The organism is Leptolyngbya sp. DQ-M1 (assembly GCF_039962505.1).
GTDB lineage: Bacteria > Cyanobacteriota > Cyanobacteriia > Leptolyngbyales > Leptolyngbyaceae > Leptolyngbya.
Genome location: NZ_JAMPLJ010000007.1, coordinates 191,720 through 218,341, shown reverse-complemented (window position 1 = coordinate 218,341; position 26,622 = coordinate 191,720). Strand labels below are relative to the sequence as shown.

Sequence of the window (26,622 nt, the reverse complement as noted above, 5' to 3'; positions counted from 1 at the left end):
GAGGGTAGCCTCTTGTCAAAATAGCTAGCTGCCAGGGTATTAATTAGAAGAGCCGAATGCATTTACAGAAGTGAGTGTGTTCGGCTTTTCACTTTCTTCACTGCATGAGGCTTACGGTCGTCGGTGTTCGCAGGGGTGAGCTTGAAGGCAAGCAATTCGCCACGCTTGTTGATGATCAGGTGCAGCTTGAAGCCCAAACTTCCACAGCTGAGACTCGAAAGAACGTTACAGCTCTTTCAAACGTAGTCTCAGCTTTCTTTTCGCGCTACCTCCCCGTCGAACTCACGTTAAAGTAACCTGAGTTCGGGTTAAGCCGGAAGCAGCAAATTGTGGTTAATCGCAATTGAGGGCTTCTTCGGTTGATGGCAATACGCAATCAGCCCACCGAGAATGTTGACAAAGCAGTTGACCGCAGAGCGATGGCGCGAATGCTCAATCTGCGAAATGTTCTTCAACTGGTCAATGATCGTTTCGATAATGGAACGCTTGCGGAGCAACAGACGGTCGTTGAGAGGCATTAATCGCTGTTTCATCTTGCGTTTGAGTTTAGTGATGAGTTGAACCCCTGCGGTTTTGAGGAGTTGTTTGCCAAGGTGTTGCCTGGAGTCAGCATGATATTGAGCAACTCACCTCGGTCATTGACAACCAGGTGCAGCTTGAAGTCAAAGAACCAATCGACGGACGTTTTGTCGCATAGCGGCAACATTCTCAAGCACTTTGTTGCGCTCAATGCGGCGATTGTGGCAGACGCGCGACGATGTGGAATCCATAAAACTGATGCCACTGCACGACCCAAAGCACGAGCGCAAATAAGCGCACATCGGCACGAGCGTACCAGGAATCCATTCGATGAAGCGCTGGTAGCTCACCAAGCTAGGAAACGCATCTGCCCACTCGATCTGTACTTTCTCTTGATAGTTTGACTGTCCAAAATTGCTTCTGATGGGCTGGTAACTCGGTGACAACTCACCCTCACCCAAGTCCGCAAATGATCGTGCAATCTCAGCCAAGTTCCATCTTTCCGCCAAGTGCGAAAGTAGCGATACACCGTTTGCCAGGCTGGAAAATCTCCGGGTAAATTGCGCCATGTGCAGCCTTGCGTCAGCAGATAAACAATTGCTTCAAGACCTCCCACACGTTTACCGTACGCGGACGACCTCCAGATTTTGCAGCAGGAATTAACGGTTCAATCAGTTGCCACTGTTCCAGCGTTAAGTTGCTGGAGTATGCTTTACTCATAGCTCTCATTGGTGCTGTCTTGTTGTTATTTACAGCTTATGTCGTGGGAGCTTTTTTACCGATTCACCTACTTCTGAAACATCCTCTTAACCCCACTCGAAGACCGCTTGTTTCTCAGAAAACGCGCCATCGTCGAGACGATCATCGACCAACTCAAGAACATCTCTTAAATTGAGCATTCGCGCCATCGTTTCCCGATTAACTGCTTGGTCAACTTGGTCTGTGGCTTGATTGCCTACTGCCATCAACCGAAGAAGCCCTTCATTGCCATCGACCACAACTTGCTCCCTGCTGCTTAACCGGACCTGAGGTTGAGCAACTTTCCGGGTAGCGATGACTGACTTTAGTTTGTCAGTAATTGATGGCTTAAAGTTTTATTTGACTAACGATGGTGAAACACGAATATTCGATCGTGAGACAGATTCGCTCAAATAGTGCATCCAATATTATCGGCTGTATTGTCGTTTCATCTAAACCGTAATGATCGTTAATGCAACCCAAAACGGTTGGCAGATTATCTATCATCGTGCTCATGCTCTGCTTGCAGCTCAGATTGGTGGACAATGGCGCAGAAAAGATGCTCCGCCTCGTTTGTATGAAACGATCGCTGCTATCTCCCATCATGATGACTTAGAGCGCGAATGGGAAGAAAATAACCTCAATAAAGCAGGTGCGCCTAAAGACTTCACTCAAGACACGGATCAAGAAACTGATTATCATAGCCTCAGAAAACATATCGAAGGGTCGCTGTATCGGGGGCGTTGGGTGGCTTTACTCGTCTCAATGCACTTGCTGCGGTTGAACTCCGCTAAGCGTGGAACCTCTCCCGAAGCGGACAAGTTTCTAGATGAGCAAATTGAAAAGCAAAAACTTTGGCGCGAGGACTTAGGCATTTCTGAAGAAGAAGCAACGCAAGCGTATGACTTCCTGCAATGGTGCGATCGCTGCTCTCTGATTCTGTGCCAACAAGAACTTCCCGCTGACGAACGCCGACTCGAAATCAGCAAAGCTCACGATGATCAGGACTATGATATCAAGCAGTTTGAAAATGGGTTGGTTACGGTCACACCTTGGTGCTTTCAAGATGACAAATTTACGGTCAATGTTGAAGCCACAGTTTTGTCACAGGTCAAATTTGACAGTAATGCAGAACTGACCGAAGCCCTTAAGAACGCGCCGCGTAAGCTGATTGAATGGACGTTTGTAAAAGATGCCGCCTGAGATTGCTGAACTACTGCAAACAAACTCCGCTGATGCACTTCCAGCATTGATGGAGGCGATCGCGCAGTATTTGAACAGTGATCGTTGTTTTGTTTACCTGCGTGATCCCCAGACTCGCTTGGGTCGGGTTCCCTTTTGCTGGACGCGCAACTCAGAGATCCCTACAGTCTATGATGAGGACTGGAAGCCTGAACCTGAATCGCTTGCTGATGAAGATCCGATGTTTGCGGCTGCACTTGCCACTAAACCTTCGATCTTTGTAGAAGACGTGACGACGGCAAGCCCTGAAGTCTTAAATGCACAGTTTGAGCGCGAGAATTTTGGGCATCGGGCACTGATTCATGGGCATCTTTGTCAGGATCATCAGCTTTGGGGAGTTTTGCAGCCTTGTTTGATGCATGAGCCGCGCTATTGGACAGACGAGGAACGATCGACGTTTAGCGAGATGATCGAGAAGATCACCCCACTTGTTGTGCAGTACGTCGAACAATACAGGAAAAATCCATCAGAAGAATGAGGTAGAGTGTAACCTAAGTCGTGTTTATTCAGAATACTGACTGACTTTGCCTTTCATAGGTGGATTGCATGAATCACTCCCCTTTCAACCGATCCCGCACCGTCGATCGTATTCTTGTGGTAGACGACACGCCTGATAACTGTCTGCTAATTCAAGCCATTTTGCAGGACGAAGGTTATCAGGTTGAACTTGCGGATAGTGGCAAAGAAGCCTTACGCCTGATCGAGCAGTCTCCACCTGATTTGGTGTTGCTGGATGTGATGATGCCCGGCATGGATGGGTACGAAGTCACGCGCCGAATTCGAGCGAATATCTCGCTGCCCTTTATGCCGATTTTGCTGACGACGGCTTACGATCAGCCGAGTGTAGCCCAGGGTTTGGATACTGGCGCAGATGATTTCATCCGCAAGCCTGTGCATTTCGATGAATTGTTAGCAAGAGTCCGGGCGCTGCTTCGCTTGAAGCACAGTGTCGATGAGCGCGATCAGATTGCACGTCAGCGAGAGGACTTTGTTTCACGATTGACGCATGACTTGAGAACGCCGTTGGTGGCTGCTGATCGGATGTTGAATCTAATGTCTCAGGGGGCATTAGGTGATCTGTCTAGCGATGTTCAAGATGCAATCTCCACCATGATTCGGAGTAATGCGAACTTGCTGACGATGGTGAACACGCTGCTGGAAGTGTATCGTTACGAGGCGGGACGGAAGACGCTAGTATTTTCGCCTGTTGATTTAGGCGAACTGGCGCAAGAAGTAGTTAAGGAACTTTCACCGCTTGCGATCGACAAGCATTTAACGTTGAAGCTAGAGTTGAATGAGAACGATAACTTCAATGCGAAGGGCGATCGATTAGAACTTTATCGCGTGATGACAAACTTAGTTGGGAATGCGATTAAATTCACCGACGAAGGTTCTGTTTCTGTTCGGTTAACAAAGGTGGATACCGGATTGGTGCCTGCAATTAAGCTCGAAGTGCAGGATACAGGTCCTGGAATTTCGGAGAGCGATCGAGAGAATCTGTTTGAAAGCTTTGTTCCGGGCAAACACAAGCGATCGGGTAGCGGTCTGGGATTGCATCTTACTCGTCGAATTGTTGAGGCGCACAACGGCAGAATCAACGTTTCAACAGAGTTTGGAAAGGGAAGTACCTTTACGGTTTATCTACCGACCCATTAGACCACAAAAGCCGAGGTGTAATGCCTCGGCTTTTGTTTAGAATGTTTAGAAGAATCTTCCGCTATAGCGTTCTTCTTTCCAGGGGTCGCCTCGGTGATGATAGCCGTTGCGCTCCCAAAATCCTAAGTCTTCTTTTGACAGAAATTCTAAACCATTAATCCATTTTGCGCTTTTCCAGGCGTACAGGTGGGGAACGACTAAACGCAATGGCCCACCATGATCGGCTGGTAACGGCTCACCAAACAGCGTATGAGCAAAGAAGTTTTCTTCTCGGACGAAATCTTCCATCGAGATATTCGTTGTATAGCCGCCGTAGCAATGTTCCATAATGTGCACGGCTTTCGGATCGACTGCGATCGCGTTCATAAAGTCGGTCACTTTCACGCCGACCCACTGCACATCCAGCTTTGACCAAGTAGTAACGCAGTGAAAATCGGCGGTAAATTCGCTTTGCGGCAGCGCCATGAAGTCGTCCCAGGAGAAAACTTTCTCCTGAGCCAGTCCCCAGACGCGAAATTGCCAATTAGAACGATCGATGTCTGGAGTGTCGCCGTAGGTCAGAACGGGAAATCCTGTCGCTAGTCTCTGACCGGGAGGAACACGATCGCCATGTTGCGGTTCTGGCTTTTTGAAATATTTGCCTAACATAATCGTGACTTTTGAGAGAGGCGTGACTCTGGAAATATAGCAGAGCCAAAAAAATGCGTGACTCTTCAATTAGACGGAATCACGCATTTTACTTATTCTTCTTCGCCTTCTTCTTCGGTCGGATAGACGAAGCCTTTTGCCCGTCCGGTGAGAATCGATTTGCCGAGAGACAGAGCGCGTTGGGCTTGCAGATTGGCTTTGCGTTTCCAAGTCGCTTTGCGCTGGTCGCGCTTGGCGTTGGAGGTTTTCTTCTTAGGAACTGCCATAGGATCGGCGAATTTAAACAACCCTCCTATTCTACAGGAGTCCAAACCATTTTGATCTATAGGCACAGCATCAGTTCGGAGCCGTTTTGAGTTTTGGTGACTTCGATTCGCGCTTGGAAGGCTTCTCTAAAGTGCGGCATATGCGTAATGGTGAGGATGCAAGCAAATTCTGGCGCGATCGCGTTAATTGCGGCAATCAGGCGATCGCACCCTTCTTGATCTTGAGTGCCGAAGCCTTCATCGACAACGAGCATTTGTAGAGCAGTGCCCGATCGCTGGGCTAACAGTCGCGCTAACGCTAATCGAATGGCAAAATTGACCCGGAATGCTTCTCCACCGGAATAAGTTTCATACGGTCGAGTGCCGTAGGCATCTGCAATGAGAATGTCTAGTGTTTCCATTGCTTTCGCAGTTTTAGTTTTGCGGTTGCGCTGGGTGACAAATTGAACATGAAGCTGATTGGCGCTGAGACGGGACAGAATTTGATTAGTTGTTGCTTCAAGCTGCGGCAGGATGTTCTCGATCATCAATGCTTGAATGCCGTTTTTCCCGAAGGCTTGAGCAAGTTCTTGATAGATACGGCATTGTTGACGAGCGGTTTTGAGTTGGGTGTTGACCGCTTCAAACTGTTGACTCATGAGTTCCTGCTGTTGCTCTTGTTGTTGCAGTCGTCCGAGCTTGGCTAGATGTTCGTCGAGTTGGGTGCGCTGCTGCTGGATTTGTTGTTCAAGGGTTTGAATGTGTGCGGTGAGATCTGGAGTTTGCTCTAGGGCGTGGATGAGTTCTTGACAATTGTGTGTGATGGTTTGTAGATCGTTGAATCGTGCTTGCAAGGTGTGTGTTAGTTCGTAGAGGCGATGTTGAACTTGAGGATAATTTTTTTGAGCTTGTCTGAGTTCTTGATAGCGGAGTTGCCAAGCTTGTGCCTGACGCAATGCTGATCGTATGGCGTTGTGCTGATCTAAGTTGTATCCAATGTCTTGAAGTTGACGATCGTACTGTTGTAAACCTTGCTCCAGAGTTGCGATCAAACTATTACGTTGTTGTTCTAATTGTTCGATTTGTGTTCTGAGAGCGGGTTGGCGCTGCAAGATGTTCGCTTGTCTGCGTTTTGCTTGTTTGATTTCAGCTTGGCGGATTTCTGCCCAACGCCAGCGATCGACGCTTCCCCGCGCCAGTGCATGATCGCGCTCATCATAATTGAGTTGTTGTAGACTGCGATCGAGAATGTTTAGTTCTTCGTGGAGTTCTGGTTCAAAAGCTGCGGTTTTTAGTTGTTCTTCTAGCTTGAGTGATTCGCTAGTAATCTGCGATAGTTGATCTTGAACTTCTGCGGTGTTTTGTAATTGTTCTTGAAGCTGTCCGCGACGTTGCAAAGCATCTCCGTATTGAGCTAACTGTTTCTCAATGTGGGTGTATTCGTCGCGAAGTACCTGGATTTCTCGTTCTGATACGGTTAACTGTTCTCGAATCACCCAGATTTCAGTCAGGATTTCCTCTTTTTGAAGTTGTTGTTTCTCTAGAACTAAGTGCCAATGATGCTCATCTAAAGGTCGATCGCATAATGGACAAGGCGGAAATTCTTGATGTTTGAGTTGCACCAAAGTTGTGCCTGCAAATTCCTCGCTAGTTGTAACCGTTGCTGCTCGCTCTTGTTCTAGCATCCGAATCTTGTGATCAATCTCAGCCAACTGGGCTTCATAGTTGCGCTGATGCGCTTGAAGTTGTTCCATAAAGCTGCGACGCTCTAAGCCTTTCTCGCGGACTTGATCTTGATAGGCTCTAAGCTTTTCCAGTTCTTCGATTTTGACGGCAACTTCGACTGCCGCTTTTTGTAAGGTTGGTTGTCGTTGTTGTTGGGTTTGTAGCTGACGCGCGGAGGTTCGGAGTTCTTCCAGTCGGGCAGAAAGACGGGTGAAAGAACGATCGAGCCGCTGTTGCAGTTGTTGTTTCCGTTGAAGTAGGGGCGAGGCTTGAAGCTGGAGTCGATCGAGCCTTTGCAGGTCTTGACGCGCTAGATTGAGTTGTTCGATCGCAGATTCAATCTCTGCTTCCTTGCTCAATGCTTTTTGAACTTCCTGCAATTGTTCTTGCATGGTAATTTCTTGGGCTTGAACTTTCTGGAGTTGATTTTGTAGCTCTTGCAGTTTTTCGGTTTGTTGCTGCTCGTATTGTTGCCGTTGAGATTGAGCCACCTGATGAGATTGAAACTTTGCAGAGAATAGCTCTTCTTGGGCTTGGAGTGCTTGCCACTGTTGGTAGCCCGCGATAATCGTGCTTTCTTGCTGCAATAGATATTCTAAAGTTTGGCGTTGTTGATCGGTTTGCGATCGTTCTTTTTGCAATCGCTGGCAGTCTTGATTCAGGTTGCGCTGTTGTTGTTGTTGCCAGCTTAATTGTTGTTGCCACGTTTGCCGTTGATGTTGAACGGCTTGGAACTGTTGCAGTTGATGATGATTTGTGGATTGTTGTTGCTGCATTTGTTCCAACACAGCTTCGAGTTTGGAGCGCTCTTGTGCGATCGTATCTCGCTGCTGTAGCTGTTCCCGAATGCTTTCTAAATGCCGTTCTAGTAACTCGACTTGGGCTTTGAACTGACGCGATTTATCTTTCGCTTGCTCAGAGAGTTCATCATACTGATGTAGCTTTAGGAGATCCGCCAGAATTTGCTTGCGTTCAGCCGGACGTTTCAACATGAATTCATCAGCCCGACCTTGACGCAGATAAGCCGAATTGACAAAGGTTTCGTAATCGAGTCTGAGATGCGTCAGGATTAACTGCTGGGTCGATCGGATGCCTTTTGCGGTAAGCGACTTAAATCCGCCACCCTGCATGATCTGAAACTCCAATGTTCCGCCTTGTCCGCGTTGGCGCGTTCTCAGTACTCGATAAGTCTGCTGGTGCATCTGGAAAATAAATTCAACCTGAGCTTCCTTTGCGCCCATGTGAATCACATCGTCTTCAGAAGCTGCTCGACCCTCTCCCCAAAGCACCCAAGAAATTGCCTCTAACAGCGAAGACTTTCCTGCTCCATTTGCGCCGCACACACAGGCAGTATGAAGCCCCTGGAAGTCGAGCGTCGCTTCCCGGTAGCTTAAGAAGTGTCGGAGTGTGAGACGTTGCGGAATCATCGCGGCAATTGCAGAAAACACAGTACGGATGCACGAAAGTACACCAGCACTCGTATATTGAGTGTAATCGTAAGATGAGCGAATTTGCTAAAAAGATCTACAACTTAGATCGATCGCTCACTTGCAAGTTTTTCTCCATGCGATAGTTTGTGAAGGTTTCACCCCGTCGAAAAACCTGCTGCTCTGCAATCACAGTAAAGCCAACGCTCTGAAAAAACGGCTTTGCCGTGATGCTCGCTTCAGTAAAGAGGCGATCGAGGTCTAATTCTCTTGCTTTTGCTTCGATGGCTTGATAAATTGCCCGTCCGATCCCTCGTCGCTGATAATTTTTGTGACAGTAAAAACAATCAATGTGCCCATTTACTTCGAGTTCACCAAATCCAAGAATGAGTCCTGCTTCCTCAGCAACATAAGTGAAGCGACTAGAGCAAACCGTCACCCAATCTCGAAAATTTAGATCATCCGGCGACCAAGCTTGCACTTGAGCGATCGAATAATCGCGCAAATTTACTTCACGCACCGTATCGTGAAATAGCTGCGCGATTTGTTCAGCGTCTTCAGGGCGAAACAATCGAATCATCAAGCGGATCAATCCATAAGTCAGGAAGTTCTTCCGGCGTGACTCGTCGATCGACAGTCACTTTATGGCTTTCACGATTGGTCATGACTTCTACCGCGATCGCCTCGATCTGAATTTCTACGCTCTCAAACGGGACTTTGACCTCGGTTGTTGCTTCCAAATTGCCGTGCCCATCAGGTTTGAAGTCAATGATCCATCGCGACGGTTCAATCATGCCGCGGCTTTGTCGATCGCTCACCCACAGCTTGACGTAGATTTTCGGCGCAATGTCTGGCAGCTTGATCCGAACAGTCGTCGTTTTCCCTCCGGTGAGTTCGGCTTCTGCGATCGTCACGATCGGATCAGGAACAGATTCATGCTCTGGCAGCAGTAAAGGATTTTGAGCGCGATCAGACTGTCCCTTATTGTGACGACGCGACACGATTAATTCAGCGAACGGCAAGATCGGCTCGTCATCGACTACCACTTCACTACTTGACGATTCAGGACTAGCCTGAAACCCAGATTCTTCTAGGGGAGTAATTTCTCGATCGTCTGCTTGAACCTTGAGTTCGCTTGCTTCGGGTTCTTCAAGCGGGGTAAGTAGATCGAGCAAAGCTTCTTCAGTAGGGTCTTCGGGGGCTTCGATGGGCGGTTCAGTCAGTTCAGAAACCTCAGACACAGAAATTTCATCAGAAACCTCAGACACAGAAACCTCGGACAATGGAATTTCTAGCTGAGTCGCTTCTGGGGGAGCGTATTCAGGAATGGCTCCATCGGGCTGAATGCCGAAGTTGGGTAGGTTCAGCGATTTGCGCCGGTACGGACTTGGTGGATGCAGTTGCGGCGGAAGTGCTTGCGTTTCTTTGGGTGTGAAGTTCACCGCTTCAGCATCTTTTGGAGCCGCAACAAAGTCAAGAAAAGCGAGATTGAGCGGCGGCTGCACCGCAGACTTAGGAGCAGGCAAATCTAACATATCTTCCGCCATTGCCCGATCGTCTTCTTTCGCCTGGTACATCGCCTCAAGTAGCTGATCAAGCTCTGCCAGCAGCGTAAAGAATTCGGTTGCAACGATCGGATGTCCCTCAACTTTCGGGTCGTGCAGCGTAATCTCTCCCAACACTAGCTGCGTTTCAAGTCCAGCAGGCAACGTGACCTGATAAGACAATTCAAACGGTAACGCTGCTTGATCCAGTGTTCTGCAAGTTTCTAACAATAGTTCAGAGGTTTGGGGATCGCGCAGGCAAATCCGCAGTTCTGCATCAAGATGCGCCGTTTGAGCCGAAGTAATTTGCCCGGTAATGCTCAAAGAATCGCCCCAACGAGCAATATAAGTATTTTGAGCGAGATCGATCTCAACTAGTGGCGCTGCTGCAACAACTGTCTCTGGCAAGCGGTAATCTGGATACGGTGTTTCTGCAATTAAGCCGTACTCGGTCAAGATTTCGTCTGCGATCGTGGCTGATTCCTGCTCTGCCTGCTGCAAAATCTCCTCAACTGAGACGCGCTCTGGTTCTGCCTTTAAGGCTTCCTCAACCAACGGACGATCAACTTCGATTGCCTTTGCTTCTACCGGCTCAACCTCGATCGCTTCAAACTCTTCAATATCCCAAACTGGACTCCAATCATCTACTGCGTCCGACTCAAGCGACAACACCCGAAACCGCAGCGACTGTGGACTGCCTTCTTGGGGTGAGCAGTGAAACTCCCAAATCCCAGACTGGAGATGGGTGAAGGGAATCACCGCCATTAAGCCGTTTGGATTGGTTTGATAGGTTCGAGTCTGAGTGCGGCGCTTGGGTGGAACCTCGTCGATCGCGTCATACTGAATGCGAACTTCGACGGGTGCGTTTTTATAGCTTGATTTTGCGGCAATGCGATACCGACCTTCCAGAATTTCGGAAGTGTCCAACGGAAGCCAAGCTCGATCGCCGTCTAGCTGTATCAAAAATTCCCAGGTTTGTGGTTCGGGCATAGGTCGGGAGGGCATTTACCACGTTTTGCAGTTAATAGGGTACTTCATGTCAACCCACTTTTGGCGATTTTATCCGCTTGTGCTGAGTTCGCCGCAAAAATATAAAAAAGGCTCGATATCACGATCGAGCCTGTTGGCAAGAAATTTCAGTTCGACAGGGCTAGTTGAATGCACCCGTAAAGATCTTGTCTACGATCGAGAAGTTAGCGATCAGCAGGTAAGCGACGAATGCACCACCTGTTGCACCAACGAAGAATCCGCCTGTAAATTGACTCCAACCTTCGGAGGTTTGCAGCGAATCCGAGGAGGTTTTTTCTCCTTGGAAGGTTGCTAAACCGTAGATCGAAAGACAAGCGGTTGCAATCAAGATGAGTGCGACAGCGGAAATGAGTCCACCGATCGCAGCTTCTTGTGAATCCCGCAGCGGTCCGAGCAATGTCCAAGGACCGACTAAGAAGTAACCATGTGCCATTCCGATTTCCAGTCCGCGCAGCAAGGGAGAAAGCCCTTTGCGGTAAGCGGGTAGGTTGCCAATGAAGGCGCGGGTGAAGGCAGAATCACTGATAGGGGTCGAGAGGTGTCCGGCAAACGGATCGCCGTTATAAGGTTTGATAAGCTCGTCAGCCATATCTTAATTTTTCCTAATGATTCTGAAGAGAACAAAAAGAATTCGAGACTTATTGTAAGTATGCCTTGGGGCTGATTCTGACAAATGCTTCAGAAAAGTTCACTATTTAGGCAGAGGCGATTGGCTCTAACTGCGGTAAGCCAAATTTGCCCTAAGCAAGCCTAAACATAAAAAATTAAAACTCCAAGCAGTATTTGAAGTCAATGTTTAGAGTTCAAGAAGCTTAATATGACCCAACTGATCAGCTCGATGAGAGCAAGAATCGGTTGTCGGACTGTAGGAGTGATGAAAGATCCCGACACGATCGTATGGTTCTGGATCGGCTCACCTAGCAATTACGACAAGCTATTAAAGAAGTTGTAGATCTTTCAACCGAATCCCGCGAATCGAGTAATCTAACAATTGCATCGGATGTAGGACGGGAACTGATTTATCTTGCAGCTTCAGGTGCCGAGAAATCTGCACATAGCAACCAATGTTCGCAGAGGCAATGATCTCTGCTCCGGTATTGGTTAAGTTCTCCACTTTCTGCCGCCCTAACTCGTTCGCGACTTCTGGTTGAAGAATGTTATAAATTCCCGCACTGCCACAACATAATGCTGCATCTACAGGCTCCCGTAATTGGACTCCTGGAATTTTCCGCAACAATTGACGCGGTTGAACACTGATTTTCTGACCATGCAGCATATGACACGCATCTTGATAAACTAACGTTAACGGTTGATCTTGCAACGGGGACAACGGTGCAGTCAGCCCAACTTCAGCCAGAAACTCTTGCACATCTTTGACCTTGCGAACAAAGGCTTCTGCTTTGGTGCAATAGTTCGGATCATCCTGCAATAAATGACCGTATTCTTTCATCGTGTGACCACAGCCAGAAGCATTGATCAAGATTGCATCGACTCCGGTATCGGCAAACGTATCAATCATTCGCCGCGCAAATTGTTTTGCTTCCTCTTCTTGTCCCTGGTGATGCGACAACGCCCCACAACAACCTTGAACTTCCGGTACAACCACTTCACAGCCGTTCGCAGTTAAGACTCGAACCGTTGCATCATTCACGTCTGGATTGAACAAACGCTGCACACAACCCAGAAGCATCCCCACTCGATACCGCTTTTCACCTAGGGCGGGAATCAGTGCGGGAATTGAATCGGTAAAGGCTCTGGCGGGAATCTCCGGTAAGATCGCTTCCATTGCAGACAGTTGCGGCGCGATCGCGTCCAAAAATTTCAGCGATCGCACTAACTTTTGCAATCCTGATTTTTGATAAAGTCCCAACGGTCGCAGTAATGCCCGCATCCGATTCGGATAGGGAAACACCGAGAAAATAAATTGGCGTAAGAGCTTTTGGGGGAGCGATCGCGGCTCTTTGCGCTCAATTTGTGGGCGAGTTGCGCCGATCAGCTTGTCGTACTGCACACCGGATGGGCAAGTTGTCACACAGGCAAGACACCCTAAGCAAGAGTCAAAATGCTGCACCGTCGCGGCATTCAGCGGGATTTCACCTTCGTTAATACCATCCATCAGGTAAATGCGTCCTCGCGGCGAGTCCATTTCCTTACCGATGACGCGATAGCTCGGACAAGTCGATAAACAGAAACCACAATGTACACAAGAATCGATCAGCTTTGGATCGGGGGGATTGTGAGCATCAAAACCGGGATTGGCTACGGAGTCAGAGGTTTGCATTTTTTAAATTCCGCCTACAAAACGGTGAGGACTAAATAGAGTTTGAGGATCAAATTGCGCTTTAATACGCTTCATCCAGTCGATGCTTGCACCGCGCTTCGCGTTCGCATTGCCAGAATAGCCCCACACTTCAAGCTGTTGTTTGAACTCGATCGAGGCTTGCAGCACAGAAAGATATCCGCCTGTGGCTTCACAGATCGATCGTGCTTCTAAAAGTTGCGTTGATCGCGCCTCTCTGACACTCAATCGCCCAATGCCGCTTCCAGCATGAATCAATACTTCCGCAGTCGGTAAAAGTGCAGAAATCTGATTCAGAACTGACACTGCTTCAGACGGCTTTACTCCTATTTTGCAAACGATCTGGTCACTTTGGGCAGATAAATTTATTTGTTCTGTCAACTGCTGCCATAGATCCGAGTCTGCGGGTTCAGAAATGCTTAAATTCAGCGTTTTTCCAACTTCGGTAAATCGTTCAATTTGTTGGTCAACACTTTCCGCAATGCTCTGGAATCGGACTAACAAACTTGGAGTATTCGCAAATCCTAACGCTGCTGTGATCACATTCGACAGCAAATCTACACTCACTGGCGTTAATGCAGAACTTAATAGGGTTTGTGTCACTTTCTCTAACGCAACTGGATCACCCATGAGAATCATCGACCGAGAAACAGGCGGAATCGGATATACCCGCACTGTTGCCTGCGCTAAAATTCCCAGCGTTCCATACGATCCGGTGAGTAGCTTCATCAAATCGTAGCCCGCAACGTTTTTCACCACTCGTCCGCCCGCTTTGACAATCTCACCATCACAGCGCACAAACGTCACACCCAGCAGCATATCGCGCACACTGTTGTAGCGATGCCGCAGCGATCCAGTATCCGCCGTTGCAATCACCCCGCCCAACGTTGCTTGATCGGGCCCCGTCGGGTCGATCGCGCAGAATTGCCCCACTTCGCCGACGATCGATTGCAGCTTGGCAAACGAAATTCCCGCTTCAGCCGTTACGGTTAAATCACCTTCAGCGTGTTCAACCAAGCGATCGAGCTTTTCCGTACTCACCACCAGTGTCACCGCATCGATCACACCGCCCCAATGCAACTTGCTCGCACGACCACAAGGCAGAATGCGCCATTGATTGCGATGAGCACAGGCCACGATCGCGCTTAACTCCTCGATCGAAGTCGGAGTCACCCACGCGATCTGATCGGGATGACGAATTGATCGGGTTAGCTGCGCTTGTTGAAAATCAGATAGAGCATCCCACGTCCGAATTTCTGCAGGTGCGATCGTAGTTGAGAGCGTTTGAAGAACAGTTTGCATCCGAGAATGTAGGGAAAAGAGCAAAATAGGCGAATCAAAGCTGATGAAGAATTGTGGAAGCCTTATGAAAAGATTTCGATTCAGATCCTATCACCTAGGGAATAATACGCTTATATTCGGGGCGAAAGGGAATCACGAGAACCGTAAACCCTAGATCACAGTCCCAATCATTCGGCTTTCCTATTCTTAATGACGATCCATGTACCAGGATGACGCACTGCCCAGAATTGCTCAACTTCAAGCGCTTCTCAGCCGGTGTCAGTGCGATTCTGATACTGAAGCATCTACCCGCTTACAGCTTCAGTCTGCTTTTGCAGATCTAAAAACGACGATCGCTACCCTCCAGCAAGAACTCTATCAGGAACGCACCGCTCGCCAGCAAGCAGAAAACGCCAAAATGCTGCTAGACATGACGATCGAATCTGCCGCAGACGGAATTCTAGCGATCGATTCGCAGGGCAAAATCCTCAGCATCAATCAAACCTTTCGCCAACAGTGGAACATTGAAGCATCTGTGCTGAGCAAAGACATTCGCCTGATAGAGCAGGTGGCTCAACTGCTGGTTGAGCCCAATCTATTCCGTCAGCAGATACAACTCGAAACCGAACAGCCCACGATCGAGGGACATAATCTGCTTTATCTAAAAGACGGGCGAATTCTAGAGCGATTTTCAAAGCCGTTATGGCTCAACAACACGCTCTGGGGTCGAGTAATTAGTATGCGCGACATTACTGAGCAAAGCCACACCCAAAAAAGCCTAATTGCAAGCGAAAAGCTGTTACGCACCGTGGTGATTAACACTCCCACAATCCTCTACGCGCTCGATAAAAACGGAGTCTATACTTTATGCGAAGGTAAAGGGCTTGAAACGTTTGGAGTACAGCCAGGGGTACTGGTTGGGCAATCGATTTACGAGTTTTACCGTGACTATCCGCAAGTGATTCGAGACTTCGATCGTGTCCTTCAAGGCGAGGAACATCGATCGATTTTGGAGTTCGGCGGCGCGTTTTATGACAATCGCGCTACTCCGATTCGCAGCACAGAAGGCGAAGTGATTGGGCTGATCGGCGTTGCCACTGATGTCACTGCCCAGCGCCAAGCTGAAATCGAACTCCAGCAGACCAAACAAGACCTGGAAATTCGCGTCGAATTGCGAACCGTAGAACTCAGAGCCGCAAACGCAAAACTGCAAAAAGAAGTTTCACAACGACGATTAATCGAGCAAAATCTGCGCGAAAAGCAACGCTGTCTGCAAATTTTGAATCAGATTTCGCAAGGCGTTGCGGCTGGATTATCAGTCAACGAATTAATCAAACTGACGACCGATCAAACCGCTCAGCAGTTTCCAGACTTGCGAGTGCTTTATAGCATTATCGAAAATCGTCGATTCAAGGTCATTCACTCGGTTCAACCGCCAACGATGCCGTCTATGCAAGGAGAGGTAGAGAGATTCCACCTGACTCCCTTTTATTTTGAAATGATGCAGCGACGTGAACCGGCGATCGTGGAGGATGTTTTGTCTGACCCCGCATTCGCGTCAATGTCAACCGATATGCTGAGCCGTAGAACCCGTGCGATCGCGATGGTGGCAGTCCAACACTCCACCCACGAAATCGGTATTCTGGCGCTTAATGCTCCGTACGCTAAGCCTTGGACTTCCTCCGAAGTTGAAGTCCTTCAAGAACTCGGCGATTATCTCTCGATCGTGCTGCAAAAAGTCCAGGCACAAGAAGATCGCCAAGCCGCAGAAGAACGCCTGAAATTATTTGAATCTGTAGTTGTCAATGGGAATGATGCCGTAATTATTACCGACGCAGATCTAGAAACCCCAAAAATCACGTATGTTAATGCTGCTTTCGAGCAAATGACAGGATATTCAGCTGAAGAAGTCATCGGAGAAACGGCTACCATTCTCACTCAAGGTGAAAGAAAAGGTGAAAAAATCAATGATGCTCTGATCAAAAGAATCAAAACTGCACTCAGCCACGGAAGATCCATCCGATTTGAACTGATGAACTACCGCGTAGATGGCTCCGAATATTGGGCGGATTTGAATGTAGTGCCGATCGCAAATTTGCAAGGAAAAGTCACCCATTTTGTTGCCGTACAGCGCGACATTACCGATCGCAAATACTCAGAAAAAGCCTTAATCGCCACTCAAGCTCGGTTAAAATATTTGCTTTCTTCCAGTCCTGCCGTGATTTATACTTGTCAACCCGATCGCCATCGCGCCTGTACATTCGTCAGTGAAAATATCACTCAACAACTCGGCTATGAGGTTTGGCAATACCTCAAAGATCCGCAGTTTTGGATCGATCACATTCACCCAGAAGATCGATCGTTCGTGCTAGAGCATTTGCGTAGTTTGCCGCAAGCCGGAGAAATTACTTGCGAATACCGATTCTTACATCATGATGGCTCCTACCGATGGCTGCGAGACAGCATGAAATGGCTGAGTGACCAATCGATCGAAGTGATCGGTTCTGTTGTTGATATTAGCGAACGTAAGTGGGCAGAAAATAAAATTCGGGCATCGCTGCAAGAAAAAGAAGTGATGCTGAAAGAGATTCATCATCGCGTCAAAAATAATCTCCAGGTCGTCTCTAGTCTGCTCAAATTACAAGCAGGACACATTCAAGACCAGCAAATTATTGAAGTGTTCAAAGAAAGCCAGAATCGAGTGAGTGCGATGGCGCTGATTCACGAGAAGCTTTACCAATCTGAGGATCTCGCAAAGACTCATTTTTCAGAGTATATTCATGGTTTAACGAATGCTTTATTTCGCTCTTATTCAGCGAATGCTCGATCAATTCAGCTTCATCTTGATGTTGAAGATGTGCGGTTAAGTATCGATACCGCAATTCCTTGTGGGCTAATTATTAATGAGCTTATTTCTAATTCGCTTAAGTACGCTTTTCCCTTCGGAGAAGCAGGGACTATTTCGGTTCAGCTTCACGCTGAGGAAAATTTTTACAACGATTTACGTGAATTTACGCGCTATCAGCTGGTAGTGCGCGATAATGGGCGCGGCTTTCCGCCAAACCTCGATTTTCGCCAAACCAAATCGCTGGGCTTGCAGCTTGTTTGTATGTTGATTCGCCAATTGCGAGGAGAGATAAACCTTAACCTTGAATCAGGAGTTCAATTTACAATCTCTTTTACAGAACAAAAGCTCAAGGTTTAATCAAGATTCAATTCAGGGCTGAATTATGTCTACTGCTAAAATACTCATCGTTGAGGATGAAAGTATTATCGCCTTGGATATCCAAACAAGCTTACAGAATGCCGGATATCAAGTCGTTTCGATCGCAACCACCGCAGAAGAAGCGCTGAGTGATATCACTCACCTGCAACCCGACTTGGTATTAATGGATGTTCGCTTATCGGGTGAAATGGATGGAGTCGAGACAGCAGAGAAAATCCGTAAAAATTGGCAGTTGCCTGTAGTTTTTTTGACGGCTCATGCCGATGAACCAACCTTAGCGCGAGCTAAAAATGTTCAGCCTTTCGGCTATATTCTAAAGCCCTTTGAAGACCGAGAATTAGTCACAGCGGTTGAGATTGCTTTGTCGCGGCACAAAGCAGAGAGGATGATTCAATCTGCGCTGAAAAAAGAGAAAGAAATCAGCGAACTAAAATCGAGATTTGTGTCAGTTGTATCGCATGAATTTCGCAATCCATTGAATACAATTTTGTTTTCAACGGAACTGCTGCAACGCTACGGAACTCAAATTACTGAGCAAAAAAAGGCAACGTATCTCGAACGCATTCAAGACTCTGTTAAACGAATGCACCAGCTTTTGACGGATGTGTTAACGGTCGGAGAAACCGAGGCAGGAAAGCTACAGTTTATCCCGCAGTCGTTGGATCTCATTCGATTCTGTAAAGAGCTTGTTGACGAATTTCACCTCACCGACAAGCGCAAAAGTTCGATCGCGTTTTCTTACAATGAGACGAATGGGAGTCATTCCCGCCTTGATGAGCGGTTACTGCGCCACATTTTGACCAATTTATTATCGAATGCAGTGAAATACTCCCCTAGCGGTGAGTTGATTGACTTTAGATTGGAGCTGAGCGATCGTAGCGCTGTGTTTCAGATTCGCGATCGTGGCATTGGCATTCCAAAATCGGAGCAAACGGATTTGTTTCAATCGTTTCATCGTGCTAGCAATGCAAAATCGATTCCAGGGACGGGTTTAGGCTTGTCGATCGTGAAACAATGCGTTGATCTGCACGGCGGCACGATTACCGTTGAGAGCGAGGAAAATCAGGGAACTCTAGTTACAGTAACGCTACCGATAAATAGACAGTCCACGTATGAAAACGATCCTCGTGATTGAAGACGAACAAACCGTTCGAGAGTCGATTTTAGATTTGCTGGAAGCTGAGGGATTTCGGGGAATTGGCGGCGAGAATGGTCAGATTGGGGTGCAACTGGCACATGATCATCATCCAGATTTGATCTTGTGTGACGTGACGATGCCCGACTGTGATGGCTTCTCTGTGCTGACTCAACTCCGCACCTCGCCCGATACGTCTGGAATTCCGTTTATTTTTCTCTCTGCTCGCAGCGCCAAAACTGACCAGCGCCAAGGCATGGAACTCGGTGCGGACGACTATCTGACCAAGCCCTGCACGGCGACGGATTTGCTAGGGGCGGTCGTCGGTCGCTTGGCAAAATATGAGGCGTTAGCGGAGTGCTATTCGCGCCAGGTTAAGCCAGCCAAGCCAGAAAAAGCGAAAAGTCAGCCCGTTTCTTTGCCTGTAACTGCGCCACAGGTTTCTGGAACACGCGATGGTTTGCTGAACCATTTCTATCAGGAGCTTCGCAATCCGCTTTCTAATATCAATATGGCGCTGCATTTATTGAGATTAGGGCGAGTTGGACAGGAATCAGCGATCGACATCTTAGAGCGCGACTACGGACGGGAGTTGGCGGTGCTGCAAGCGGTGTATCAGCTTCAGGAGCATCTGATTCCAGAGAGCGCTGAACTGCTGCGGAACTGTAATTTAGCTCAAATTATGAGCGAAGACTCAGTTTGATCGAGGGATGGAATGCAAAAAAGCCGATCGCACTACTGCGATCGGCTTTTTTGGCTTAATCGAAATTGAATCAATTAAACGGTTGCAAGTTCCGGTGCGGGGCGCTTGCTGTTGCGAATGCCTTCGATCGCGGCTGCATAATCGGGAGCATTAAATACCGCAGAACCCGCAACGATCGCGTTTGCACCAGCTTCGATCACTTGCCAGGTGTTGTTCGCTTTTAAGCCACCATCGACTTCGATCCAAGGATCGAGTCCGCGCTCATCGCACATCTGACGCAGCTTACGAATTTTCGGCAACACGCCGGGAATAAAGCTTTGTCCACCAAATCCAGGGTTAACGCTCATAATCAGAACCAGATCGCAGAGTTCCAGAACATAGTCGATCAGCTCCAAGGGGCTACCCGGATTGAGCACAACTCCTGCTTTCTTGCCGTACTCTTTGATCTGTCCCAGAGTGCGGTGCAGGTGCGGCGAGGCGTTGTGTTCCGCGTGAACGTAGATGTGATCCGCTCCAGCTTTAGCAAAATCACCAACGTATTTTTCTGGCTCTACAATCATCAAGTGGACATCCAGTGGCTTTTGGGTCACAGGACGGATTGCTTCAACGATCAGGGGGCCGATCGTAATGTTCGGCACAAACCGACCATCCATCACATCAACGTGAATCCAGTCGGCTCCGGCGGCATCAACCGCACGAATTTCGTCGCCTAACCGACTAAAATCAGCAGAGAGAATCGAAGGTGCAATGACGATCGGTTTATTGGACATGACGGTGTGTTCCCCTTGGAGAGCATGATTTTGTGATCAGTTTAACAAATTGTGAAGGCTTTCTCTCAGATTTTGGTCAGGGTTTGCACAAATCTTAGGAATAAATACTCAAAAACGGAGCGTGAAGGATGAAGTGGCTGGTGGGACTTGGTGGAATGTGGATTGCAGTTGCCGCACAAGCGATGCCTATAGCAGAAAGCTCGATCGGTGCCTCTGGCATTGATGCACTCCGGCTTCAGCAGGCTCCCTACAATCTCACTGGAAAGAAGATTGCGATCGGGCAAGTGGAAATCGGACGACCTCCTCGATTTGGTGTGGATAAAGCCAGTACAACGAATCAGACGATCGGCTTAACGCGAGTTTTTTTCCGCAATCAGCCCGCAAAAACGAATACAAACTTAGATACTCATGCGGCTCAGGTTGCGAGTGTGATGATCGGGGATAGTAAAGCGGTGCGAGGAGTTGCGCCAGAGGCTCGGCTTTATTCTTCTGCCGCAGCCACTCCACAGCGCAGCGGACAAGCCGAGGAATGTCTTTCAGCCCAGCAGGTCACCTTGCAGAATGGGGGGGATGTGAGAGCAATTAACTTTAGCTTTGGGGAAGCATTGCAGCAAGATCCGCGCCCGAATGCTCGATTAGACGGAAATGCACTTCTAACCCAATGTATTGATTGGTTATCACTGAAGCATAATTCTTTGTTCATTGTGGCAGGGAATCAAGGAAAAGGCGGCATTCCGATTCCAACGGATAGCTATAACGGCATGACAGTTTCGTTCACACGGCGAGTCGGAGCGGAGTATGCAAAAATTGATTTTTCAAATATTGGAGATACTTATCCGCGCATTTTTAAGCGCAATGATGGCGTTGAGACGAGCTTAGGAGGTCGTCGATCGCTCTCGCTCACGGCCCCGGGAAGTAGGATTAACGTCGCAAATCTTAGGGGTAAACAAACGACCGCCGTTGGCTCAAGTTTCGCGGCTCCCCATGTGACTGCAACCGTGGCACTGTTGCAGGAATTTGGCGATCGACAACTCCGCGCTGGTTGTAAAGGGGGCTGTAAATTACCTTGGACAACGGATGCTCGTCGTCATGAAGTGATGAAAGCGGTACTGATGAATTCTGCTGACAAAATCAAAGACAAAGGCGATGGGCGATTGCTCGGAATGACGCGCACGATCGTAGAGAAAGACAATAAAACTTGGCTAGATTCTGATGCGTATAAAGACAGCAGAATTCCCTTAAACATTCAGATGGGCGCGGGACAATTGAATGCGTTTCGAGCGTATCAGCAGTTTAGTGCCGGACAATGGACACCGAATCGAGCAGTACCCGCGATCGGCTGGAACTACGGCAAAATCGAAACAAAGAAGTCAGTACAAGACTATCTGATTGAGAAGCCTTTGCTGCAAGGAAGCTATGTTTCTGCAACCTTAGCCTGGAATCGATTGGTGGAGTTAAACGATCGCAATCGCAACGGTGAATTTGAGATTGGGGAGAGCTTTCGCGATCGGGGTCTGAATAAGCTGGATCTTTATCTAATGCGGGCGGAAGACAATGATATTCGCAAAAGCATCTGGTCATCAGTCAGCGACATTGATAGTGTCCAGCATATTTTTTATCCAGTGCCAGCAACCGGACGTTATAAAATTCGGGTCGTTTTCCGTCAACAAGTGAATCAGCCCGTACAATCCTATGCGCTAGCATGGTGGACGGCTCCGTCTCAAAAATAGTAACGCGCTCTCTACGCAATTGTGGAATTGGTTAATGTAGCCATAGATAGCGGATTCATCGAGGCGCTACACAATTGAGGTCACTTGGAATGGGTGGATCGCTTGACCCATTCCAAATTTTCTTGGAGAGGAGTATGGTCATCACTCAACGCGTGAAATCTCTTAAAGTTGGAGTTGCACTGATCGCTACACTGATTGCGATTAGCGCGATTTCTTGTTCTGGTTCAGCAAGCTCACAAAATCCTAAACTAGAGATTAGTCAGGGTACGCGAGCACGTACCCGTATAGCAGAGCTATCGAAACCCGTTCAAGCAGTCAATCCGAAAATTGTGGAAGCCAATACAAAGTTTGGGTTTAAGTTGTTTTCTGAGGTTCTGAAGCAAGATCGCAACAAGAATGTGTTTGTCTCGCCTTCGAGTGTGGCGATCGCGCTTTCGATGGCGTACAACGGTGCTAACGGTGAAACAAAAGCAGCAATGGCAAAAGCGCTAGAGTTTCAAGGCATGACGCTTGAACAAGTTAACCAGGCGCATCGTGATTTAAGAGCGGCTCTCGAAAAAGCTGATCCAAAAGTTCAACTGTCGATCGCGAATTCACTTTGGGCAAAACAAGGAGTTGCCTTTAATTCAAGCTTCTTAGAGAGAAATGCAAAATTCTACGATGCGAAGGTTAAATCTTTAGATTTCGATCAGCCTAGTGCGTCTGATGAGATTAATGGCTGGGTGAAGGAAAGTACACGCGGCAAAATTCCGAAGATTATCGATCGCATTAATCCAGATGATGTGATGTTTTTGATCAATGCGATTTACTTCAAAGGTCAATGGACAGATGAATTTGATAAAAGCAATACACAAACCCGACCCTTTTCGCTAACGAATGGCTCAAAAAAACAAGTGCCTTTGATGAAGCGGCAAGGCAAGTATCGCTATGCTGAAACAGATCAATTTCAGGCGATTAACTTACCTTACGGCGATCGACGCTTAAGCATGTATGTATTTCTGCCCAAGTCGAACTTAGCTGAATTTCAGAAGACTTTAACGGTTCAGAATTGGCAAACTTGGATGAGGCAATTTAGCAGCCGTGATGGAGAGATTCAACTGCCCCGCTTCAAGATGGATTATGAGGTCGAGCTAAAAACGGCGCTATCAGCGATCGGCATGAGTGTTGCGTTTGATGATGCTGCGGATTTCTCTGGTCTAAGTAAAGCAACCACTAAAATTGACCAAGTCAAACATAAGACGTTTGTTGAAGTGAACGAGGAAGGAACGGAGGCGGCCGCAGTAACCTCGATTGGGATTGTTACAACTTCGCTTCCGATCGAACAAGCTCCGTTTAAGATGACTGTCGATCGACCATTCTTCTGTGTAATTCGGGACAATCGAACCGGTGAAATTTTGTTTATGGGGTCGATCGTCAATCCAGAGTCCAAGTAGTTGAACGTGCGATCGTGATTTAGAGAGGAATAGCGATCGCTTTGCAACCCATTGCAAACAAAAAATCGCCTATTGAATGACTCCAATGAGGCGATTACCATGACGTTTGACCTTGAAAAGACGTAAAAGCGCTAAGCTTCTACGGTTGCGAGATGCAACGGGGTTTAGGCGACGACCAATGCGTTAAGTTGATTCAGAATCGCATCCGTGTTCTTCTTCGCATCGCCAAAAAGCATATGAGTGTTTTCCTTATAGAACAGTGGGTTCTCAACGCCTGCATATCCACTTCCAAGACTGCGCTTCAGCACGATCGTAGTCTTCGCCTTCCATACTTCTAGAACGGGCATTCCTGCGATCGAGCAGCTTGGATCTTCCACGGCGCTAGGGTTGACGGTATCATTTGCGCCAATCACTAGCACAACATCCGTTTCAGCAAAATCATCATTGATCTCATCCATTTCTAGAACAATGTCATAGGGTACTTTTGCCTCAGCAAGTAACACATTCATGTGTCCTGGAAGCCTTCCGGCGACGGGATGAATGCCGAATCGAACATGAATACCGCGACTTCGCAAGATTTTTGTAATCTCAGAAATCGGGTGCTGTGCTTGCGCCACCGCCATGCCGTAGCCTGGAACAATGATCACACTGTTAGCATTCTCTAATTGCTCAACGGCTTCCTCAATTGAAATCGATTTAGCTTCTCCGGTGATCTCCCTAGCGTTAGAACGATTGCCTGTTCCAAATCCACCTAAAATTACACTGATAAACGATCGATTCATCGCCTTACACATGATGTAGCTCAGAATCGCACCACTACTTCCGACTAATGCACCGGTGATGATCAAGAGATCATTCGACAACATAAATCCAGCCGCAGCCGCAGCCCAGCCAGAGTAGCTATTCAACATGGAAATCACAACGGGCATATCTGCACCGCCGATCGCCATAACTAGATGCACACCCAAAACACCCGCCAGTACACACATGATTAACAGTGCTGTGATTGATTGATGAGCTAAGAACTGTGCTCCTAATCCTACACAAGCCACCAACAATCCAATGTTTAATAGATGCCGGCCTGGAAGCAATAGCGACTTACTGCTGATTAATCCTCGCAGCTTTCCAAACGCTACGATCGATCCCGTAAATGTTACCGCCCCAATAAACGCACCGATAAAAATTTCAGCTTGATGAATGGTTGCTTCTGCCCCAATTAAAGTTTGCGGTTGTAGATGGTTAGCAATTCCCACCAGTACCGCAGCCATTCCAACAAAGCTATGCAGCATTGCAACTAGCTCAGGCATCTCAGTCATGGCAACTCGACTCGCCAATATTGCACCAATGATTGCCCCCGGTAGAATAACGGTTGCCAAAACTCCGTATCCGGTCACATCACTGCGAAGCACAGTTGCGAGAAATGCGATCGACATTCCTGCAATCCCATACCAATTTCCTTTGGTTGCGGTTTCCTGATTGGAAAGCCCGCTCAAGCTTAAAATAAACAATGCGCTGGCGGCAATGTAAGCCACATTAGAAAGACTGTCAAACATTGCACACCTCTATTGTTTTTGAAACATCTTAAGCATTCGCTGAGTTACTAAAAAGCCTCCAGCAATGTTAATCGTGCCGATCAGAACTGCGATCGCGCCTAAAATTGTTGTGGCGGAAGTTGGAGTTCCCGAAATTTGCAGCATTCCACCCAGAATGATGATGCCGCTAATGGCATTCGTCACACTCATCAAAGGAGTATGCAATGCAGGTTTCACATTCCAGATCACCTGCCATCCCACAAAGCAAGCTAAGACAAACACAGTGAAGTGACTGAGAAATGTGGAAGGCGCGATCGTTCCAATCCCCAGCAGTCCCACTCCTAAAAGCATTGTCCAAATCCAAGAGGGGATCGATCGCTGCCGAACAGCCGAAACTTCAGCAATGGGCGTTTCAGGCTTCTGTGATACAGGCGTAACCACTTTCGGTAAGGGCGCAACCGTTTCGCCCTGATGCAGCACCAATGCCCCTCGAATCACTTCATCTTCTAAATCAACGCGATAGTTATCATTTCTACCCATATCATCGAGCAGATGGCACAGATTCTTGCCATAAAGCTGGCTTGCCTGCGCTGCCATTCGACTGGGTAAATCCGTTAGACCAATGACAGTTACGCCGTGATGTTGAGCAATTTCTCCAGGGTGTGTCACCTCACAGTTGCCGCCTTGCTCTGCTGCTAGATCGACAATGACAGAACCTTGTTTCATGCTCTCAACCATTGCTTTAGTGATTAAAGTTGGAGCTTTCTTGCCTGGAATCAATGCCGTCGTAATGATGATATCGACTTCTTTCGCCTGAGCGGCAAACAGTTCCAGTTCGGCTTTGATAAACTCAGGGCTCATGGTTTTTGCATAGCCACCCTGCCCCGTACCGTCCTCCTCAAACGCTAACTCTAAGAACTCGGCTCCTAAGCTTTGCACCTGCTCTTTTACCGCTGGACGAGTATCAAATGCGCGAACAATTGCACCGAGCGATCGTGCGGTTCCCACTGCCGCCAGTCCTGCAACTCCAGCCCCAATCACCAGCACTTTCGCAGGGGGAACCTTGCCCGCTGCGGTGATTTGTCCTGTAAAAAACCGTCCAAACTGATGCGCTGCCTCGATCACGGCTCGATATCCAGCGATATTTGCCATCGAACTCAAAGCATCTAATTTCTGAGCGCGACTAATTCGAGGAACAGCATCCATCGCTAATACAGTCGCCTTACGATTCGCTAGATGTTCGACTAATTCTGGATGCTGTGCTGCCCAGATAAAACTAATCAGCGTCGTGCCTTCGTGTAACAAATCCGCTTCATGTTTGTTAAGGTGCGAATTCCAGATGGGGGGTCGAACTTTTAGAATCAAATCGGCATGAGACCAAAGCGTTTCAGTATCGACAATGATTCGACATCCAGCTTGTAAATAGGCTTCATCTGAAAAATTTGCAGCTTCTCCGGCTCCAGATTCAATCAATATCTCAAAGCCGTATTTTTGCAAAATTTTTACAGTGTCCGGCGTGGCAGCAACTCGACATTCTCCAGCATAAATTTCTTTTGGAATTCCAATTTTTCTATAAAGAGCGGGAGACTGTTCAGGTTGTCCCGCCTCTGATTCCTTGTCGATCGCGATCGTCATGCTGTCTCCTCATTATGGCGTTTTGTAACAGCGATTCACTACGGTCTAAGCTTTTCTCAGTCATACTCGAAAACACAAGACAACAAACCCCTTGTGTTTCAAAAA

Annotated in this window: 19 protein-coding genes and 4 pseudogenes; 9 read left to right on the top strand and 14 right to left on the bottom strand. The window is 47.8% G+C overall.

The window, feature by feature from the left end:
• Positions 1-107: 107 nt before the first annotated feature.
• The 3 pseudogenes from NC981_RS20720 to NC981_RS20710 all read right to left on the bottom strand — a co-directional run.
• Positions 108-194 (bottom strand): annotated as a pseudogene (locus NC981_RS20720) (transposase); the annotation flags it as partial.
• 114 nt (positions 195-308) lie between these two features.
• Positions 309-944: pseudogene (locus NC981_RS20715) on the bottom strand (transposase).
• Positions 911-1,239 (bottom strand): annotated as a pseudogene (locus NC981_RS20710) (transposase); the annotation flags it as partial. The pseudogenes NC981_RS20715 and NC981_RS20710, both read right to left, overlap by 34 nt.
• 95 nt (positions 1,240-1,334) lie before the next feature.
• On the opposite strand from NC981_RS20710, the pseudogene NC981_RS20705 reads away from it, so the two are divergent.
• The 4 genes and pseudogenes from NC981_RS20705 to NC981_RS20690 form a co-directional block, all read left to right on the top strand.
• A pseudogene (locus NC981_RS20705) lies at positions 1,335-1,538 on the top strand (transposase); the annotation flags it as partial.
• Positions 1,539-1,719: 181 nt separating this feature from the next.
• Positions 1,720-2,460, top strand: a complete 741-nt coding sequence (locus NC981_RS20700) for a DUF3891 family protein (RefSeq protein WP_348244655.1) — start codon at positions 1,720-1,722, stop codon at positions 2,458-2,460.
• Entirely contained in the window at positions 2,450-2,977 is a 528-nt protein-coding gene (locus NC981_RS20695; protein WP_348244654.1) for a GAF domain-containing protein, read from the top strand. Before NC981_RS20700 ends, NC981_RS20695 begins: the two co-directional genes overlap by 11 nt.
• A 68-nt stretch (positions 2,978-3,045) precedes the next feature.
• Positions 3,046-4,155, top strand: a complete 1,110-nt coding sequence (locus NC981_RS20690) for a hybrid sensor histidine kinase/response regulator (protein ID WP_348244653.1) — start codon at positions 3,046-3,048, stop codon at positions 4,153-4,155.
• A 45-nt stretch (positions 4,156-4,200) separates the two neighbouring features.
• On the opposite strand, the gene NC981_RS20685 is transcribed toward NC981_RS20690, so the two are convergent.
• The 8 genes from NC981_RS20685 to NC981_RS20650 form a co-directional block, all read right to left on the bottom strand.
• Positions 4,201-4,803 carry a sulfite oxidase-like oxidoreductase gene (locus tag NC981_RS20685; RefSeq protein ID WP_348244652.1) on the bottom strand — a complete coding sequence of 201 codons (603 nt, stop codon included), beginning with the start codon at positions 4,801-4,803 and terminating at the stop codon, positions 4,201-4,203.
• Between the two features lie 92 nt (positions 4,804-4,895).
• Positions 4,896-5,069, bottom strand: a complete 174-nt coding sequence (locus NC981_RS20680; RefSeq protein ID WP_190375943.1) for a 50S ribosomal protein L32 — start codon at positions 5,067-5,069, stop codon at positions 4,896-4,898.
• Positions 5,070-5,125: 56 nt separating this feature from the next.
• Complete coding sequence (locus tag NC981_RS20675) at positions 5,126-8,200, bottom strand: SMC family ATPase (RefSeq protein WP_348244660.1); 3,075 nt, start codon at positions 8,198-8,200, stop codon at positions 5,126-5,128.
• A gap of 97 nt (positions 8,201-8,297) precedes the next feature.
• Complete coding sequence (locus NC981_RS20670) at positions 8,298-8,780, bottom strand: GNAT family N-acetyltransferase (RefSeq protein WP_348244651.1); 483 nt, start codon at positions 8,778-8,780, stop codon at positions 8,298-8,300.
• The gene (locus NC981_RS20665; protein ID WP_348244650.1) at positions 8,758-10,749 is read right to left on the bottom strand and encodes a hypothetical protein; all 1,992 of its coding nucleotides are present in this window, start codon (positions 10,747-10,749) and stop codon (positions 8,758-8,760) included. The genes NC981_RS20670 and NC981_RS20665 overlap by 23 nt, the downstream gene beginning before the upstream one ends.
• Before the next feature lie 145 nt (positions 10,750-10,894).
• On the bottom strand, positions 10,895-11,362 hold the full coding sequence (locus NC981_RS20660; protein ID WP_190375940.1) for a photosystem I reaction center protein subunit XI: 468 nt from the start codon (positions 11,360-11,362) through the stop codon (positions 10,895-10,897).
• Between the two features lie 348 nt (positions 11,363-11,710).
• The gene (gene glcF / locus NC981_RS20655) at positions 11,711-13,054 is read right to left on the bottom strand and encodes a glycolate oxidase subunit GlcF (protein ID WP_348244649.1); all 1,344 of its coding nucleotides are present in this window, start codon (positions 13,052-13,054) and stop codon (positions 11,711-11,713) included.
• Positions 13,055-13,057: 3 nt separating this feature from the next.
• Positions 13,058-14,374, bottom strand: a complete 1,317-nt coding sequence (locus tag NC981_RS20650) for an FAD-binding oxidoreductase (protein ID WP_348244648.1) — start codon at positions 14,372-14,374, stop codon at positions 13,058-13,060.
• Between the two features lie 199 nt (positions 14,375-14,573).
• Between NC981_RS20650 and NC981_RS20645 the strand changes: the two genes are divergently transcribed.
• The 3 genes from NC981_RS20645 to NC981_RS20635 are packed head-to-tail and all read left to right on the top strand — an operon-like array spanning position 14,574 to position 19,417.
• Positions 14,574-17,558: a PAS domain S-box protein gene (locus tag NC981_RS20645; protein ID WP_348244647.1), complete on the top strand. Its 2,985-nt coding sequence runs from the start codon at positions 14,574-14,576 to the stop codon at positions 17,556-17,558.
• A gap of 25 nt (positions 17,559-17,583) precedes the next feature.
• Positions 17,584-18,714: an ATP-binding protein gene (locus tag NC981_RS20640; protein WP_348244646.1), complete on the top strand. Its 1,131-nt coding sequence runs from the start codon at positions 17,584-17,586 to the stop codon at positions 18,712-18,714.
• Complete coding sequence (locus NC981_RS20635) at positions 18,692-19,417, top strand: response regulator (RefSeq protein ID WP_348244645.1); 726 nt, start codon at positions 18,692-18,694, stop codon at positions 19,415-19,417. Before NC981_RS20640 ends, NC981_RS20635 begins: the two co-directional genes overlap by 23 nt.
• 74 nt (positions 19,418-19,491) lie before the next feature.
• Here NC981_RS20635 and rpe read toward each other — a convergent pair whose 3' ends face one another.
• The gene (gene rpe / locus NC981_RS20630) at positions 19,492-20,187 is read right to left on the bottom strand and encodes a ribulose-phosphate 3-epimerase (protein WP_190375934.1); all 696 of its coding nucleotides are present in this window, start codon (positions 20,185-20,187) and stop codon (positions 19,492-19,494) included.
• Positions 20,188-20,315: 128 nt separating this feature from the next.
• Between rpe and NC981_RS20625 the strand changes: the two genes are divergently transcribed.
• Positions 20,316-21,917: a S8 family serine peptidase gene (locus NC981_RS20625; RefSeq protein WP_348244644.1), complete on the top strand. Its 1,602-nt coding sequence runs from the start codon at positions 20,316-20,318 to the stop codon at positions 21,915-21,917.
• A 134-nt stretch (positions 21,918-22,051) separates the two neighbouring features.
• Positions 22,052-23,350: a serpin family protein gene (locus tag NC981_RS20620; RefSeq protein ID WP_348244643.1), complete on the top strand. Its 1,299-nt coding sequence runs from the start codon at positions 22,052-22,054 to the stop codon at positions 23,348-23,350.
• Positions 23,351-23,514: 164 nt separating this feature from the next.
• On the opposite strand, the gene pntB is transcribed toward NC981_RS20620, so the two are convergent.
• Both pntB and pntA read right to left on the bottom strand, forming a co-directional pair.
• A complete protein-coding gene (gene pntB / locus NC981_RS20615) occupies positions 23,515-24,903 on the bottom strand; it encodes a Re/Si-specific NAD(P)(+) transhydrogenase subunit beta (RefSeq protein WP_348244642.1) in 1,389 nt (462 codons plus the stop codon).
• A gap of 9 nt (positions 24,904-24,912) precedes the next feature.
• A complete protein-coding gene (gene pntA / locus NC981_RS20610; RefSeq protein ID WP_348244641.1) occupies positions 24,913-26,517 on the bottom strand; it encodes a Re/Si-specific NAD(P)(+) transhydrogenase subunit alpha in 1,605 nt (534 codons plus the stop codon).
• Positions 26,518-26,622: the final 105 nt, after the last annotated feature.